General features: G+C 66.8%; 12 protein-coding genes. 7 read left to right on the top strand and 5 right to left on the bottom strand.

Annotated elements, in window-relative coordinates; genetic code table 11:
• The first annotated feature begins 201 nt into the window (after window positions 1-201).
• The 3 genes from pdsR to B0E47_RS05925 are packed head-to-tail and all read left to right on the top strand — an operon-like array spanning window position 202 to window position 3,524.
• Window positions 202-891: a proteobacterial dedicated sortase system response regulator gene (pdsR, locus tag B0E47_RS05935; protein WP_077513178.1), complete on the top strand. Its 690-nt coding sequence runs from the start codon at window positions 202-204 to the stop codon at window positions 889-891.
• Window positions 891-1,463, top strand: a complete 573-nt coding sequence (locus B0E47_RS05930; RefSeq protein ID WP_174566959.1) for a hypothetical protein — start codon at window positions 891-893, stop codon at window positions 1,461-1,463. Before pdsR ends, B0E47_RS05930 begins: the two co-directional genes overlap by 1 nt.
• A 30-nt stretch (window positions 1,464-1,493) precedes the next feature.
• Complete coding sequence (locus B0E47_RS05925; RefSeq protein ID WP_077513088.1) at window positions 1,494-3,524, top strand: ATP-binding protein; 2,031 nt, start codon at window positions 1,494-1,496, stop codon at window positions 3,522-3,524.
• Window positions 3,525-3,583: 59 nt separating this feature from the next.
• Here the strand turns inward: B0E47_RS05925 and B0E47_RS17370 are convergent, their stop codons facing one another.
• Both B0E47_RS17370 and B0E47_RS05915 read right to left on the bottom strand, forming a co-directional pair.
• Window positions 3,584-4,777, bottom strand: a complete 1,194-nt coding sequence (locus tag B0E47_RS17370) for a pilin (RefSeq protein ID WP_168171015.1) — start codon at window positions 4,775-4,777, stop codon at window positions 3,584-3,586.
• A 306-nt stretch (window positions 4,778-5,083) separates the two neighbouring features.
• Window positions 5,084-6,523, bottom strand: a complete 1,440-nt coding sequence (locus B0E47_RS05915) for a hypothetical protein (RefSeq protein WP_139351358.1) — start codon at window positions 6,521-6,523, stop codon at window positions 5,084-5,086.
• On the opposite strand from B0E47_RS05915, the gene trpE reads away from it, so the two are divergent.
• The 4 genes from trpE to B0E47_RS05895 all read left to right on the top strand — a co-directional run bounded on the left by trpE (window position 6,479) and on the right by B0E47_RS05895 (window position 14,015).
• On the top strand, window positions 6,479-7,954 hold the full coding sequence (gene trpE, locus B0E47_RS05910) for an anthranilate synthase component I (RefSeq protein ID WP_077513177.1): 1,476 nt from the start codon (window positions 6,479-6,481) through the stop codon (window positions 7,952-7,954). The genes B0E47_RS05915 and trpE overlap by 45 nt on opposite strands.
• Before the next feature lie 223 nt (window positions 7,955-8,177).
• Window positions 8,178-9,722, top strand: a complete 1,545-nt coding sequence (locus B0E47_RS05905; RefSeq protein ID WP_254422831.1) for an efflux transporter outer membrane subunit — start codon at window positions 8,178-8,180, stop codon at window positions 9,720-9,722.
• A gap of 10 nt (window positions 9,723-9,732) precedes the next feature.
• Window positions 9,733-10,893 (top strand): efflux RND transporter periplasmic adaptor subunit, encoded by a 1,161-nt coding sequence (locus B0E47_RS05900; RefSeq protein ID WP_139351357.1) that lies wholly within the window; start codon window positions 9,733-9,735, stop codon window positions 10,891-10,893.
• Complete coding sequence (locus tag B0E47_RS05895) at window positions 10,890-14,015, top strand: CusA/CzcA family heavy metal efflux RND transporter (protein WP_077513083.1); 3,126 nt, start codon at window positions 10,890-10,892, stop codon at window positions 14,013-14,015. The genes B0E47_RS05900 and B0E47_RS05895 overlap by 4 nt, the downstream gene beginning before the upstream one ends.
• A gap of 17 nt (window positions 14,016-14,032) precedes the next feature.
• On the opposite strand, the gene B0E47_RS05890 is transcribed toward B0E47_RS05895, so the two are convergent.
• Genes B0E47_RS05890 through B0E47_RS05880 form a run of 3 tightly spaced genes read right to left on the bottom strand, consistent with a single transcriptional unit; the run spans window position 14,033 to window position 16,653 of the window.
• Window positions 14,033-14,806 carry an N-acetylmuramoyl-L-alanine amidase gene (locus tag B0E47_RS05890; protein ID WP_077513082.1) on the bottom strand — a complete coding sequence of 258 codons (774 nt, stop codon included), beginning with the start codon at window positions 14,804-14,806 and terminating at the stop codon, window positions 14,033-14,035.
• A gap of 20 nt (window positions 14,807-14,826) precedes the next feature.
• Window positions 14,827-15,885, bottom strand: a complete 1,059-nt coding sequence (locus B0E47_RS05885; protein ID WP_077513081.1) for a serine hydrolase domain-containing protein — start codon at window positions 15,883-15,885, stop codon at window positions 14,827-14,829.
• 33 nt (window positions 15,886-15,918) lie between these two features.
• Entirely contained in the window at window positions 15,919-16,653 is a 735-nt protein-coding gene (locus tag B0E47_RS05880) for a M15 family metallopeptidase (RefSeq protein ID WP_077513080.1), read from the bottom strand.
• Between the last annotated feature and the right edge of the window lie 2 nt (window positions 16,654-16,655).

Raw genomic sequence — 16,655 nt, 5'->3', positions numbered from 1 at the left:
GTGCTGGCTGGTGTCGGTCTTCATGGCTGTCCTCGCGGTGGCGAACCTTCGGTCACATCAAACCGCCGGTTGCGGCGCAAGGCACGGCGCAACCCGGGCGATTTGCCGCTGGCATGTGGCGAAACGCTGGCAGTTGCGCTGGACGACTTGCGCCGGCGCGGCGCGCATAGCACGCTGCGATCATCCATCAGGGAGCACGCCATGGGCCGCAGCATTGCCATCGTCGAAGACGAACCATTGATCCGCGCCAACTACGTCGAGGCGCTGAACCGTTTCGGCTATGACGCCCGCGGCTATGGCTCGCGCCAGGCGGCCTCCAGCGCCTTCGCGATGAAGTTGCCGGAGCTGGTGATCATCGACATCGGCCTCGGCGACGAACCCGAGGGCGGGTTCGACCTGTGCCGCGAGCTGCGCGCGAAATCGTCCACGCTGCCGCTGATCTTCCTCACCGCGCGCGATTCGGATTTCGACGTGATCTCCGGCCTGCGCCTGGGTGCCGACGACTACCTCAGCAAGGACACCAGCCTGCACCAGCTGGCCGCGCGCATCGCGGCGCTGTTCCGCCGGATCGAGTCGCTGAAGGCGCCGGCGTCCAGCGAGACGGTGATCGAGCACGGTCCGCTGAAACTGGAATCCGAGCGCATGCGGATCAGCTGGAACGGCGAGGAAGTGCCGCTCACCGTCACCGAGTTCTGGATGGTGCACACGCTGATCCGTTTTCCCGGCCACGTGAAGAACCGCGACCAGCTGATGCGCGAAGCGGAACTGGTTGTCGACGACGCCACCATCACCTCGCACATCAAGCGCATCCGCAAGAAATTCATCGTGGTGGCGCCCGAATTCGACGCGATCGAGACCGTGCACGGCGTGGGTTACCGGTGGAAGCCGTGATGCAGCGTGTGATCCTGAGCCTGGTACTGCTTGCGGTCGCGACCCTCGCTCAAGCCTCGTCACCGGACAGCGTGCTGGCGCATGGTGCTCGCGATGGCGCCGCACCGGCGTGGGCGATTGCCGTCACGACACCGGCGGGCTGGACGCGCGACTGCTGCACGTATGCGCAGGCGATCGGGGTCGATGCGGTGTTGTACCAGGGCGAATGGAGCGGCAAGCCACAACGCGTGATGGTGCTCAACGTGTGGCCGCGCAAGCTGGCCACGCTGGACGCGGAGGTCCAGGCGGACCGCACGCATTTCCTGCAGGCCGACCCGGCGGCGCGGGTGACGGGGATTGCCGTGCACCCTCGCGACATGCCATGCGCGGCCACGGTGTATGAGGGTACGGACCATGTCGACGACGTGGTCGTGTTCTGCGACCCGGGCCAGGCCAGCGGCATCCGACTGAGCTGGTCGATGAGTTTCGATCACGACGACCCGTCGCGGCGCGCCCTGCTCGATGCATTCATGCAGGTCGTGGTGGCGACGCACTACCAGCGCTACCTGCCGGCATCCGCGCATGCCGGCTGATCCCGGCGCTCGGCAGTCGGTGGTTGTGGCATGACCCTGCGCCGGAAACTGCTGCTGGTGGCGCTGTGCACGCTGGCGCTGCCGGTGGCGGGCTGGTTCGATGTGCGGCAGATGGAGGCCTTGCTGCGCGACGGCCAGGCGCAGGCGTTGCAGGCTTCGGCGCAGGTGGTGGCGCGCAGCCTGGTGGTGACTCATGCGGTGCCGCCGGCCGCTGGTCCGAGCTGGTATGTGCAGTCGGCGCCGGGACCGATCACGGTGGATGGCTATGGCGACGACTGGGCGCCGCTGACGCCGTGGAGCCAGCCGTTCGCACGGCGCGGCCAGTTGCTGCTGGCCGAGGATGACGATGGTCTCTATCTGTATGCACGGGTGGCCGATGCGCGTCGCACACGCGCCGACGCGGAGGATCCGAACGCCCTGCTGGCCGATCACCTGATCCTCACCCTCGGCAATGCCGCCGGCCAGCGGCGTTACCTGCTGGCCAGCGCGGCGCCGGGACCGTTGACCGCGCTGCCGCTCGATCCGGCGCTGGCCGGCCTGCCGGATCAGCTCACCGCGCGTTGGCAGGAGGACGGCAGCGGTTACCAGGTCGAACTGCGCCTGCCGCGCCAGATGGATTTGCTCACGCTGGGCGTGGGTGCGTACGACGCGAACGCCGATGGCGACCGCATGGCATCGGACACGCGCCCGCTCAGCCGTTATTCCGCCGCGCTGTCGAGCGAACTGGCCCAGCTCGTGCCCGATCGGGTGCAGGCGCGCGTGTTGTCGCCGTCGGGCTGGTTGCTGGCGCGCAGCGGCAGGCTCGACAGTGCGCCCGGTGCCGATGGCCAGCCGGGCTGGTTCGCCTCGCTGGTGTATCGCTCGCTGCTGGCCACCCGACTGGAGGACGCCGAGCTGTGGTCGCAGGACGTGCCGCAGCTGGATACGGCCGAAGTCAGGCAGGCGCGCGCCGGCAAGGCCGTCACCGTGTGGCGCCATGGCGAGGAACGCGGCAGCGTGGTGCTGGCTGCCACGGTGCCGATCGAACAATCCGGCAAGGTCGAGGGAATGCTGCTGCTGGAGCAGGCCAGCCGCACGGTACCCTTGCTGGCCAATCGCGCCCTGTTCGGGTTGTTGCTGACCAGCTTCGGCGTGCTGCTGGTGGCCGGCGGCATCCTGCTGGCATTCGCGACCCGGCTCAGCCTGCGACTGGCGCGGCTGCGCAACGCGGCCGAGCGCGCCCAGCTAAACGATGGACGTCTGGACGGCCAATTGGGGCCGGGCCGCTTCCCGATGACGGATACGCCGGACGAGATCGGCGACCTCGCACGCAGCTTCGAAAAGCTGTTCGTCGTGGTCGGCGGCTATACCGATTACCTGCGCACCCTGGCCTCGAAGCTGTCGCACGAACTCAACACGCCGCTGGCGATCGTCAAGTCGTCGCTGGACAACCTCGAACATGCCCTGCAGGACCATGCGGCGCTACCGGACCAGGCCGGGCCTTACCTGGCGCGTGCCCGCGATGGCGTGGCGCGGCTGGGCGCGCTGGTTCGCGCGATGAGCGAATCCAGCCGGATGGAGCGCTCGATCGAGACGGCCGAGCCGGAGGATGTCGATTTGCGCGACGTGGTGCGCGGTTGCGCCGACGGCTATCGGCCCCTGATCGGCACGCGCCGGCTCGAGTGCCGGCTGCCGGAATCGCCGTTGCCGCTGCACGGCGCGCCCGAGCTTATCGCGCAGGCGCTGGACAAACTGCTGGACAACGCCTTGTCATTCACGCCACCCGACGGCTGGTTGCGACTGAGCCTGAGCGCCACGGCGGATGGCGCCGAGATCGAACTGGCGAATCAGGGCCCGATGCTGCCGGCGGCCATGCAGGGTCGGCTGTTCGATTCCCTGGTCAGCCTGCGCGACAAGGCCACGCCCGGCGATGCGCCACATCTGGGCCTGGGCCTGTATGTGGTGCGGCTGGTCGCCGAGCGGCATGGTGGTATCGCCAGCGCACGCAACCTAGATGATGGCAGTGGCGTGGCGTTCTCGCTGCGCCTGCGCGGCATGCCGCGGCAGCGGCTGGGCGGTTGACTCCTCGGGTTCCTGATTCGGCATGGACGCACGCGCACGTGCATCCATGCCTGCTCCGATCAGGGCTCGCGGCAGGAAGTCGGCAGGTATCGCTGGGGCACCGTGGTTTCCATGCCGCCGCAACGCCAGCGGAGCTGCCCGCTGCTGTCCGGTGAAGGGCTCAGCACCAGCACGTCGTTGCGGATGACCCGGTTCGCCTGGAGCGTGCCGAAACTCACCGTGATCGTGCCATCGGACACCTGCACGCTGGAGACATACCTGCCGGTGATCGAGCTGCTCTGGGCCAGGCCTCCGGCGGCATTGTCGGCGGGCAGGGCGTGCCGGTTCGCGTAGTACTCCGCCACCGCCGTCCTGGCGCCGTCGGCCAGCACGGCGCCTTCGGCAACCTGCGAACGGATCAGGTAGTCCTGATAGGCGGGGATGCTGATGGCGGCGAGGATCGCGATCACGAACGGCACGATGCAGAAGATCGCCCAGAACACGCCCTTGGAGGCGCGTGGCGTGGTCTGGCCCGTGCGCTTCCAGCGCTCCAGCCAGCTCAGCTGGGCCTGCAGGTAGTACATGGTGAAGAAGAACAACGTGACACCGCCAATGTCCAGCGGCAGTGCCCGGCTGGCGAGTTTGTCGCGCATCGAGCCGGCCATCGAGAAATAGGCCACGAGATAGAGCACCCAGCACGCGAGCAGCAGGAGTGCGGCGAAGCCGACCAGGCCGGTATTGCCGTGAGGCATGGACGCGAGACCAGCGAAATACAGCGGATAGCCGATGACGAAGCAGGTTGTGGCCAGGCCAAGCAGCAGGGTGGCATGGCTTTGCCGATCGATCTTGCGCACCCAGTTGGCCTGGATGAACGGCCACACCAGGCCGAAAATGCCAAGCGTGAGCGCGGTGAACAGCCACACCAATCCCCAGTGCAGTGACGGTGGCGTGGGCATGACGGCGCGGTCGGCCGACGCAGCACCAGGGGATTCGTCCCGTCTTGCGGAAAACGATTCAGGCCACGTTGACGCCCTCGCGCCGGCTCCCGGCGGCGGTACCTGCGCGCTCGCCAGCGGTGGCGGCATCGCCCCGTCAGCGGTTGCCTCGTCAGCAAACAATTCGGCCAGCGGGATCCAACCGGCCATGCCCTGGCGCCAGCCCAGCGCATCCGCGGCGAGCTTGCCCTCCCTCAGCCACTGGCGGACATTTGCTTCGCTGTACGGGCCGTATTTTTCACCATTCTGGCCGATCCATATCTGCTCGCTGTTGCTCACGTCGAACTCCCTGTGGGTCACTCGATGTACCACGCGGCGTCGGCCCCGAAGCCGGCATCCGCGTGATCGTCATGGAGGCGCTTCGTCTGCAGGATGTTGGTTGGAAAACTGCCTCGCGCATGCCAGTCCGGCCAGATTTCCGGCGAACTGCAAGCCGTCAAAAGCAACCGTATCCCCGGACTCTGTTCCGATCCCCCGGCAGCGAGATTAGTGCGCTGGTGGCTGCCGGACAAGCGCAGCCAGGCGTGGCATGTGCGTGGCCCGATGTATCCGGGCCATGCAGGGATGCTCTTTCCAACCACCCGCTCAGTGCGTTGGCGTTGCTGGCCGCGCGCTCGATGTCGTTGTGGCAGGAGATGGCAGGGCAGGCACGGTCGTGCTGGTGCCGGCGGCAGCTGGTGCTGGGCTGGACGAAGATGTCGCGACCGCGGTTTCCGCGTTGGTGGTGGCCGGCGCCGGCAACGATGCCGTTGCTGGCGGGGTTGCGGTGGTGGACGCCGGGGTCGCAACTGCCGACGCCGCGGCCGCCGGATGGGTGGTCGATGCCGCCTTCGCGGCCGAGGCGGAAGGCGTCGGTGTCGCTGGCTGTCCGCTGCTGCTCTTCGACGGCCGGATGGCTGCCGGTACTGCGGGCGGTCCGCTCACATGCGTGCCTGCGGTCCAGTGGAAGTACGCCCATGCTGCCAGCCCCGCGAGCACCAGCAGCACGACAAGACGACCCGCACGCGAGGGCGCAGGTGTTCCGGCTTCAACGGCCTCGGGCGCCATCGGAGCAAAGGATTCCGGATCGTCGGACGCGGGGGTTTCTTGCGGCGGATCGATGAGGGAGCCGTCATGCCCGGCTTCTCCGCTGTCCACGGTGGGTGCCGCGGTTTCCGGATCGTCGGGCGGCGCGGGCGCAGGCACGGGTGGCGGCGTCGCGTGGCTTGCTTCGTCGCGGGTGGCGGCCGCGAGCGGTTCCGCGGCGGTGTCGTCGAGGTCGTTCCACGTATCGGGGGACCATGAGGTGCTCGTGGCGTGTGGCGGTTCACCGTAGGCATCGTCGGACAGTTCATCCGGAACGGATCCGCCGTCGCCATGGGCGGAGTCCGTGGGTGACCGTGCCGGCGTGTCGTTGATGTCCCCGTCGTCCGGCGTCGACGACGGTGTCGTTTCGTCGATGTTTTCATGGTCGATGGTTGCCGTGGCCGTTGCCGCGTGGTCGACCGGCACCGGCCACGGCGACCACGTCGTGTCGCCACGCAACCGGTACGATTCGCCCGGCTGGATGAACTCGTCCAGCGAGGATTGTGGCAGCGGTCCGCGCGTCGTTCCGGCGCGGTCGATGTAAGCCAGTTGCCGGTCGTCGGGCAGGGCGCGCGCATCGACGTGCATGGCCTGCAGCAGCTGCGCGACGCGCTCGGCGGTGGTTTGGTCCAGCTCGCGCCGCACGACCCGCGGCAATGCGGCGACCACGCGTCGCGCGAAATCGTCCTGATCGAGTTTCAGTGCGGCCGCCACCGGCCGCCACGCGGAAGCGTCGTCAGTCGCCCCGGCCTGCAGGCCGCACAATACGACGCAGTACTGATTCACCAAGTTGTCCCCTGTTGCCTGTCCGCCGAGGTTAGACCGCCCCCGTTGGCGTATCAAGCGCGCGTCGCGTGGCCGGCTCACGCATCGCCTACAATGACGGCTTTCCGTTCGGCCATCCGGAACGCCCACGTGATCTCCCGAGACGAATTCGACGCGCTGGTCGCCCAGGGGCATACGCGCATCCCGCTGGTGCGCGAGGTGTTTTCCGACCTCGACACGCCGCTGTCGGTGTACCTGAAGCTGGCCGACGGCCCGTACACCTTCCTGTTCGAATCAGTCGAGGGCGGCGCCACCTGGGGACGCTATTCCATCATCGGCCTGCCGGCGAAGCGGGTGTACCGCCTGCGCGGGCACGAACTTGAAGTGGAAGATGCGGGAGAAGTCGTCGAGCGGCGCCATCTCGACGATCCGCTGGCCGAGATCGAGAAGCTGCGCCAGCAGTACGACGTGCCGCGCTTGCCGCAACTGCCCGCGTTCAGCGGCGGCCTGGTCGGCTACTTCGGGTTCGAGACGATCGGCTACATCGAGCCGCGGCTGGCGCAGTGGGATCGCGCGGACGAGCTGGGCACGCCCGATGTGCTGCTGATGCTGGCCGAGGAAGTGGCGGTGTTCGACAACCTCAAGGGCCGGCTGTACCTGATCGTGCATGCCGATCCTGCGCAGCCGCAGGCCTATGCCGCCGCGCAGCGCCGGCTGGATGCACTGGTCTACCGACTGCGCCAGGGTGGCGCCTCGTATCCGCAGCTCACGCAATCGGTCGCGCTGGACGAGGGCGATTTCAAATCCTCGTTCACCCGCGAGGAGTTCGAGGCGATGGTCGAGCGCGCGAAGGAATACATCCGCGCCGGCGACATCTTCCAGGTGGTGCCGTCGCAGCGGCTCAGCGTGGGTTTCAATGCGCGGCCGGTCGACGTGTACCGTGCGCTGCGTGCGCTGAACCCGTCGCCGTACATGTATTTCGTCGACCTGGGCGAAACGCAGATCGTGGGTTCCTCGCCGGAGATCCTGGCGCGGCTGATGGATGGCAAGGTGGTGGTGCGTCCGCTCGCCGGCACGCGCAAACGCGGTGCCACCGAGGAAGAGGATAAGGCACTGGAAGCCGAACTGCTGGCCGATCCGAAGGAGCGCGCCGAGCATGTGATGCTGATCGACCTCGGTCGCAACGACATCGGCCGGATCAGCGAGACCGGCACGGTCGAGGTCAGCGACTCTTTCGCGATCGAACGCTATTCGCATGTGATGCACATCGTGTCGCAGGTGCAGGGCACGCCGCGCCCGGGTCTGAGTTACATGGATGTGCTCAAGGCCACATTCCCGGCCGGCACGCTCAGCGGCGCGCCGAAGATCCGTGCGCTGGAGATCATCCAGGAGCTGGAGCCGTACAAGCGCAACATCTACGCCGGTGCGATCGGCTGGATCGGCTGGTGGGGCGACGCCGACACCGCCATCGCGATCCGCACTGCGGTGATCCAGAACGGCCGCCTGCATGTGCAGGCCGGCGCAGGCATCGTCTACGACTCCGATCCCGCCGCCGAGTGGGAGGAGACCATGAGCAAGGGTCGCGCGCTGTTCCGCGCGGTGGCGCAGGCGGCGAAGGGGTTGTAACGGTTTCGGGCGGCTTGCCGGCAGGCGCGTCGCCTCGATGGTGGCCGGGCATGACTTCCGGCAGGGCTTTTGCCGTACGATGATATATTATATCGTTACGAGCTTCGCAGTCCCTTTCCTCCGATCCTGAAGACACGCTTGCATGAACCAACCGAGGATCGATGAGGTTGCGGGGTCTGCGGGCGCAAGGGATGGGATACGCGAAGATATTTCGCGATCAGGCGTGTCGTGGCTTGCGCTCTGGCGGTATTTGCCCGCGCTGCTGGCGCTGCTGCTGACCGGTTGTGCAGTCGGCCCGGACTTCAAGCGCCCCGCCGCTCCCGACGTCAGCGATTACACCGCGCAACCGGCAACGAGTACGGCGGCTACGCCGGATATCGCGGGTGGGGAATCCCAGCAATTCGCTCGTGGCGGCGATATTCCCGCCGAGTGGTGGACGCTGTTCCATTCGCCCGCGCTCAACGCGCTGATCCGGCAGTCGCTGGCGCACAACCCCGATCTGAAGGCCGCGCAGGCGGCGCTGGCGGTGGCGCATGAAAATACTCGGGCGCAGCGCGGCGCCAATTATCCGGCCGTCGACGGGGGGTTCTCGGCCAGCCGCCAGATGCAGTCGCAGCAGGTCGCGCCCGGGCCGAACTATCCGGTCGTACCCCAGGAGTATCTGTACAGCTTCTTCACTCCGCAGCTCAGCATCTCGTATGCACCGGACGTGTTCGGCCTCAACCGACGCACGGTGGAATCGCTGAAGGCGCAGGAACAGTCCGTGCGGTTTCAGATGATCGCCGCCCGCATCACGTTGAGTACCAACGTGGTGGCTGCGGCCGTACAGCAGGCTTCATTGCGTGCGCAGATCGAGGCGACTCGTGAGCTGATCGCGATCAACACGAAGATGGTGAAGATCCTGCGCTACCAGCTGGACAAGGGGTACGCCGGCCGTCTCGATCTGGCTGCGCAGGAGTCACAGCTGGCCCAGCTCCAGGCGACGCTGCCGCCGCTGCTGACCCAGATGGATCGGCAAAACGACTTGCTGGCCGTGCTGGCTGGGCGCCTGCCGAGCCAGGCACCCGAGCAGGCTTTCGACCTGGCCAGTCTGCACCTGCCGCAACACCTGCCGCTGAGCCTGCCGTCCAGACTGGTGGCGCAGCGTCCGGACGTGCGCCAGGCCGAGGCGAACATGCACGCGGCCAGCGCCAATATCGGCGTGGCCATCGCGAATCGGTTGCCAAATATCTCCCTCAGCGCAAATGCCGGCAGCACCGCGGTGGCGATAGGCCAGGTGTTCAAGGCCGGTACGGGCTTCTGGGGCATCGGCGCCGATATCGCTGCGCCGATTTTCCATGGTGGCAGCCTGCTGCATCAGGAGCGCGCGGCCAAGGCGGCCTATGTGGAGGCGGCCGAGCAATATCGCGGCACGGTGCTGACCGCGTTCCAGAACGTGGCCGATACGCTGGCCGCCCTGCAGCATGATGCCGAAGGCCTGCAGGCCGCGGCCCGTGCCGCCGATGCGGCCAAGCTCACGCTGGATCTGTCTCAGCGCCAGTACCACGACGGTTACGCCAGCTATCTGTCGCTGCTGAGCGCGGAACAGGCTTATGGGCAGGCTCGCATCGCGCTGGTGCAGGCGCAGGCGAGCCGCTACGCCGATACGGCGGCACTGTTCCAGGCACTCGGCGGTGGCTGGTGGCATGACACCACGACCGACGGCGGGACCGCCACCTTGTCCACTCCAAACCACGCCGCTGCCACTCGGGATAGCGATGAAAAGTGAACTTCCTTCCATGGCGCGGTCGACGCGGCGGATCTCTGCCGCACTGTTGCCGGTGTTTGCCCTGGCGGTATTGATGTCCATGGCTGCCTGCTCGTCGAAGGCCGAGCCGCAGGCCACGACCGCCGCCGACACGCCGCAGAACGTGACGCTGACTTCGGCCCAGCGCGAGCATATCCACCTGCTCGCCATCGCGCGCAGCAGCTTCCACCGTGGCATCGAAACCAGCGGCGTGGTGGATTTCGACCACGACCGCGCGACCCAGGTACTGGCGCCGTTCTCCGGCCCGGTCACCCAAGTACTGGTGAGCCAGGGCGAGAAGGTCAGGCAGGGCCAGCCGTTGGCGCGGGTGAATTCCCCCGACTTCGCGGCGGCCGCCGGCGCCTATCGCAAGGCGCTCGCCGCAGCGCATGCCGCCGACCAGGTGGCGGCCACGGATCGCGACCTGTTCGCGCACCAGGCGATCTCCGAGCGCGAGCATGCGCAGGCACAATCCGATGCGATCGGTGCGGACGCCGACCGCGACGCCGCACTGCAGGCGTTGCTGGCCTTGCATGTCGATCAGCAGACCATCGCCGCGATCCGCGAAGGCAAACCGGTGGCGCACGGCCAGGGCGTGATCCGCGCACCGATCGCCGGCACCGTGGTCGAGAAGTCGATTGCGCCCGGCCAGCTGCTGGCGGCGGGTACGACGCCATGCTTCACCATCGCGGATACCTCGCAGATGTGGGTCATGGCGCAGTTGTTCGGCGATGAGCTGGACACGGTGAAGAACGGGGACGATGCCCTGGTCGACATCGGTACGGATAGCACGGGGATCCATGGCAAGGTCACCAATGTCGGCGCCGTGGTCGATCCCGATACGCGTGCGGTCGACGCGCGCGTGCTGGTCGACAATCCCGATGGCGCGCTGAAGCGGCAGATGTATGTGCGCGTGCGCATCCAGTCGAGCGAGGCGCGAACGGGATTGCTGGTGCCGGTGTCGGCAGTCCTGCGCAATGACGAGAACCTGCCGTTCGTGTACGTGGCGGCGACCGACGGCGGCTATGCACAGCGCACGGTGACGCTTGGCGAGCGCGTCGGCGATCGCTTCCTGATTCCCGAAGGGCTCCACGCCGGCGACAAGGTGGTGGTGGACGGCGCGATCTTCCTGCACTTCATCCAGACCCAATGAGCGAGCAGACGCCAGCCGAGGAGACGTCGCCGCGTTCGACGTCGCTGATCAACCGCATTGTCGCCTTCGCGCTGCAGCAACGCCTGCTGGTGGTGCTGCTGGCGCTGGGGCTGGCCGCGGCCGGCGTATGGGCCTACAACGTGCTGCCGATGGATGCGTATCCGAACCTGTCGCCGCCGATGGTGGACATCGTCACGCAATGGCCGGGGCATTCGGCGGAAGAGGTGGAACGGCTGATCACGGTGCCGGTGGAGCTGGGCCTGAATGCGATTCCCGGGCTGGTCACCAAGCGCTCCATTTCGCTCTACGGCCTGTCCGACGTCACCCTGACCTTCGCCGACGGTACCGATCCGTATTTTGCGCGCCAGCGCGTCTACAACCGGATACCCGCCATCACCCTGCCTAATGGCGTGGCGCCTTCGATGTCGCCGATGTCGCCGCCTTCCGGACTGGTGTATCGCTACGTGCTGCAGAGCACCGATCGCTCGCCGATGGAACTGAAGACGCTGGACGACTGGATCGTCGCGCCGCAGTACCGCTCGGTGCCCGGCGTGGCCGACGATTCCGGCTTCGGTGGCGGCACCATGCAGTACCAGGTGTTGCTCGACCCGGTGAAGATCGCCGCGCTGGGGCTTTCGGTGGCGCAGGTGGAATCGGCACTGGCCGCCAACAACAGCAATGCCGGCGGCGGCTTCTACTCGCAGGGCGGGCAGTTCTTCTACGTGCGCGGGCTGGGCCGGCTCGAAACCGAGCAGGACATCGGCAATGTGGTGCTGGCGGTGCACGACGGCACGCCGATCCTGGTGAAGAACGTCGGCACGGTGCAGATCGGCATCGCGCCGCGGCTGGGCGAGTTCGGCTACATGAACCAGGACGATGCCGTCGAAGGCGTGATCCTGGCGCTGACCGGGTCGAAGACCGAGAACGTGTTGCAGCAGGTCGAGGCGAAGACCCGCGAGCTCAACAGCGAGATCCTGCCCCGGGACGTGAAGGTCCACCCGTTCTACGACCTCACCGACCTGATCCAGCAGACCAAGGGCGTGGTGATGCACAACCTGCTGCTGGGCATGGTGTTGGTGATCGGGGTGCTGATCTTCTTCCTGTACGACGTGCGCGCGGGCCTGATCGTCGCCGTGACGATCCCGCTGGCCCTGCTGTTCGCCTTCGTGTGCCTGGATCTCAAGAATGCCTCGGCCAACCTGCTGTCGATCGGCGCGGTGGATTTCGGCATCCTGGTCGACGGCGCGATCTTCATGGTCGAGAACATCTTCCGCGAGCTGGCCGCGCGGCAAGGATCCGAGTTCAACATCCGCGAGGTCATCCAGAGCGCCGCGTCGGAAGTCGACCGGCCACTGGTCTACGCGGTGGCGGTTATCGTGGCCAGTTTCCTGCCGATCTACGTGCTCAACGGGCCTTCCGGCACGCTGTTCAAGCCGATGGCCGACACCATGATTTTCGCCCTGGTCGGCTCGCTGCTCGTCACGCTGACCTTGCTGCCGGTGCTGTGCGCGCTGTTCATGCGTCGCGGCGTGCGCGAACGGCGCAACGCGATCTACGAGAAGTTCAAGTCATGGTATGTGCGGTCGCTTGAACGCCTGCAGCCGCGTGCGTGGGGGGTGGCCGCGGCGTCGGCGTTGCTGCTGGCGCTGGCGCTGCTGATGATGCGCGGCATCGGCGCCGAGTTCATGCCGCACCTGGACGAAGGCTCGCTGTGGGTGCGCGCGACCATGCCGTACACCATTTCCTTCAAGGAGGCATCGAAGATCTCGCCGCAGATACGCGAGATCCTGCGCTCGTTCCCCGTCGTCACCACGGTCACCTCGGAATTGGGGCGACCGGACGATGGCACCGACTCCACCGGTTTCTTCAATGACGAATTCTTCGTCGGCCTCAAGCCGTACTCGCAGTGGGGCGGCGAATACCGCAGCAAGCAGGACCTGATCGACGCCATCAACAAGAAGCTGGAGGTATTTCCCGGCATCCAGTTCAACTACACGCAGCCCGCCGAGGACGCCGTGGACGAGGCCGAGACCGGCCTGAAGAGTTCGCTGGCGGTCAAGATCTACGGGCCCGACCTGCACACGCTGCAGGACAAGGGCAAGGCGATCAAGCAGGTGATGGAGAAGGTGCGGGGCATCACCGACGTGACCCTGGTGCACGAACTCGGCCAGCCGAATCTGGCGATCAAGATCGATCGCGCGAAGATCGCCCGCTACGGGATCAACGTCGACGACATCAACAAGCTGATCGAGGCGGCGATCGGCGGCGACGTGGCCACCGAAGTGGCGCAGGGCGAGAAGCAGTTCGACCTGCTGGTGCGCCTTGAGCCGCAGTATCGCGACAACCCGCAGCAGATCGGCGAGATTCCGGTAGCCACGCCGGGCGGCCAGCAGATTCCGCTGAAGGAGCTGGCCGACATCAGCGTCGCCAACGGCGCCTCCTTCATTTACCGCGAGAACGGTTCACGCTACATCGGCGTGCAGTTCTCGGTGACCGGACGCGACCTCGCCGGTGCCGTCAACGATGCGATCGGGCAGGTCGCCCGCGACGTGAAACTGCCGCACGGCTATCGGCTGGAGTGGGGCGGCGAGTACAAGGAGTACACCGCCTCGCGCGCGCAGATGAACGTGATCCTGCCGCTCACCCTGCTGCTGATCTTCGGCCTGCTGTTCGTGCTCTACGGCAACTTCAAGTTCCCGTTCATCACCGTGATCGGCGTGCTGCTGTCCGCACCCGTTGGCGCGATCGTGGCGATGTGGCTCACCGGCACGCCGTTCTCGGTATCGTCCGGCATCGGCTTCATCGTGCTGTTCGGCGTCTCGGTGCTGACCGGCGTGGTCTACATCTCCTGCGTCAACGAGCTGCGGCTGGGCGGCATGGAGATCGGCAAGGCGGTGCACGAGGCCGCGGTGCTGCGCCTGCGCCCGATCACGATGACGGCGCTGGTGGCCGCGCTGGGCCTGTTGCCGGCCGCGATCGCCAGCGGTGTCGGCACCGATTCGCAACGCCCGTTCGCGCTGGTGATCGTGGCCGGCATGCTGTCGCGACTGCTGATCGGCATGTTCCTGATGCCGGCGCTGTATGCGCTGGTGGCGCGGCCAGCGGATCGATTGCAGGTGTAGACCAGCCCGGCGGACCCTCAATCGCCGCCACCTTCCACCTCGATCTGCTGCACCAGGTTGTACAGGATGCGCAGATCCTGCGCATCGAGCGTCTCGCCGCCGATGCCGCGGAAATGGTTGTGGAATGCGCGCACCGCGGCGGCGCGATCCTGCAGCGGGTAGCCGAGCACGGCCATTGCCATCCACGGGTCGAATTCCGCGGGCGGATCGACCAGGGTGCCTTGCGGCCAGCGCCCGAACCCCGCGGCGGCCAGTTGCGCCCATGGAAACAGCGGGCCCGGATCATCCCTGCGCGTGGGCGCGAGATCCTGGTGGCCGATGATCTGCGTGCGCGGGATCTGCAGGCGTCCGGTGAGGTCGGTGAGCAGGCGCAGCAGGCTGTCGATCTGCGCTTGCGCGAATGGCGTGGCGCCATCGTTGTCCAGTTCGATGCCGATGGAGGCGGAGTTGACGTCGGTGATCGTGCCCCAGCGTCCCGGGCCGGCGTGCCATGCGCGCAGCTGGTCGGCAACCAGCTGGTAGACATGGCCATCTGCGCCGATGAGATAGTGCGCGCTGACCGGGCCGCCGCTGTTCGCGCTGCGCAAGGTATCCAGGCTCTGCTGCACCGAATGTTGCTCGGTGTAATGCAGCACGATCAGTACCGGTCGCCGGATATCGTGGTTCTTCGACGGTACCCAGGTCGCCAGCGGGTTGCGCGCGGGCGCATGGGCGCAGGCGGCGAGCAGCGCGACCAGAAACGTTGCGGCCGTGCGGAGCAGCAAGCCGCGGCGGCGGAACGGTTCACGCATGTGGGCATCTCCCTGCTTCGTCACGGCTGGTAGATCCTGGCGATCGCCAGCGCCGTGCGGTAGGGCTCGGGCGCATTGCGGTTGCTGAGCAGGACGATCGTGAAGTGCTGTTTCGGCCAGCGCACGATCACGTTGCGGAAGCCGATGCTCTCGCCCGAATGCCAGATGGTGTCGCCGCTGATGCGCCAGCCGAATCCGTAGTACGCCTCATAGGGCTCGCCGGTGACCTTCACATGCGGGGTGAAGGCCAGCTTGCGCGAGGCGGCGCTGAGCAGGCGGTCGTCGTACAGCGCGGCGTCCCACTTCGCCATGTCCTCGATGCACGAATAGATGCCGCCATCGCCCCGGGTGGCGCTCGTCGCGTCCTGGTCGGTGCGCGTCCACTTGCCGTTCTCCTCGCTGTAGCCGTAGGCGCGATGCGGCACCTGCGGGCCGCGGTGGTGTTCGTACAGCAGCGTGTGCGTCATGCCCAGCGGGTCGAAGATACGCTGCTTGAGGAAGGTCGGCAGGGTCATGTGCGAGGCGCGTTCGACGATCAGTCCGAGCAGCACATAGCCGCTGTTGCTGTATCGATAGCCCTGGCCCGGTGGGAAGTAATGCCCGCTATCGGCCGACAGCCAGCGCAGTACGTCGGCGTCGCTAACCTGGCCCTTGAAGTCGGTGGGGATCAGGTCTTCGTAATCGGTGAGGCCGCCCGTGTGGTCGAGCAGGTTTTCGATGCGGACGCCGGCGTCGCTGGCGGGCAGCGACGGCAACCACTGGCGCACCGAATCGTGCAGGTGCAGCTTGCCGTCCTGGCGCAACAGCAGGATCGCCGCGGCGATGAATTGCTTGGTCACCGAGGCCAGGCGATAGTCCGTGACCGGCGTGGCGGCGACATGATCTTCCAGGTTGGCCATGCCGTAGCCGCGGCTGAGCACGGGCTTGCCGTCCTTGAGGATCAGCAGGGAGGCGCCTGGCACGTCGCCGGCGTACTCGTGCATGATCGCGTCGACTTGCGCCGCCTTCGTGTCGTCGGCGTGCGCCTGCGCGCAGGCAATCGACAGCATGGCCAGCAGCAAGATCGGCTTGATTTGCATGTCACGGTTCCTCCGGCTTGTGTTTGGTATCGGCTACTCGACCGGCACGTCGTAGATGGTGTGCGGCGTGGGCTCGGGCTCCAGCGTGTAGTGCCACCATTCCATGGAATAGTTGACGAAGCCCTCGCGCTGCATCGCCGCGCGCAGTCGCTGCCGGTTGGCATGCTGGGTCGCCGTGGCCTCTGTCGCATCGGTATGTGCCAGCGTGCCGAAGTAATCGAAGTGCGTACCCATGTCCAGCGGTCGGCAGTGGCCGCCCCGTGCATTGCATTGCATCAGGGTGAGGTCGGTGGTGGCGCCGCGGCTGTGGCCGGAGACCGAGGCGATATAGGTGCCCAGCAGTTGACTCTTGTCGATCAGCGGATAGTGCGCGGCCTTGGTCCGCTGGTCGGACAGGTCGTGCGCCCAGCGCACGAAATCGGCAACGGCGCGCGCCGGACGGTAACAGTCGAACAGCTTCAGGCGCTGGTGCTGGCGGCGCAGATCGTGTTCGACACGCGCCAGCGCCTCGGCGACGGGCCGCAGCAGGTAGCACCTGGCGGCGCGGTAGCCGTCGACCGGTCGGCCGACGAAGTTGTCGCTGCCGGCATACTTGATGTCCTCGGCCATGTCCGGAACCAGGCTGCGAATCTCGACCAGATCGGCCTGGGCCGCAGTGGTTGCCGGCGAAAGCGTTGGCTGCGTGCTGGCGTGCACGCGGGACGCGATCGACAGGCAGGCGATCGGAGCAAGCAACGAGAGCAGAAAGGCGAAGTGATGATGTTTCATGG

The organism is Rhodanobacter sp. B05 (assembly GCF_002001085.1).
Classification (GTDB): Bacteria; Pseudomonadota; Gammaproteobacteria; order Xanthomonadales; family Rhodanobacteraceae; genus Rhodanobacter.
The sequence above is the reverse complement of the archived record's forward strand: the minus strand, read 5'-3'. Positions and strand labels throughout refer to the sequence as shown.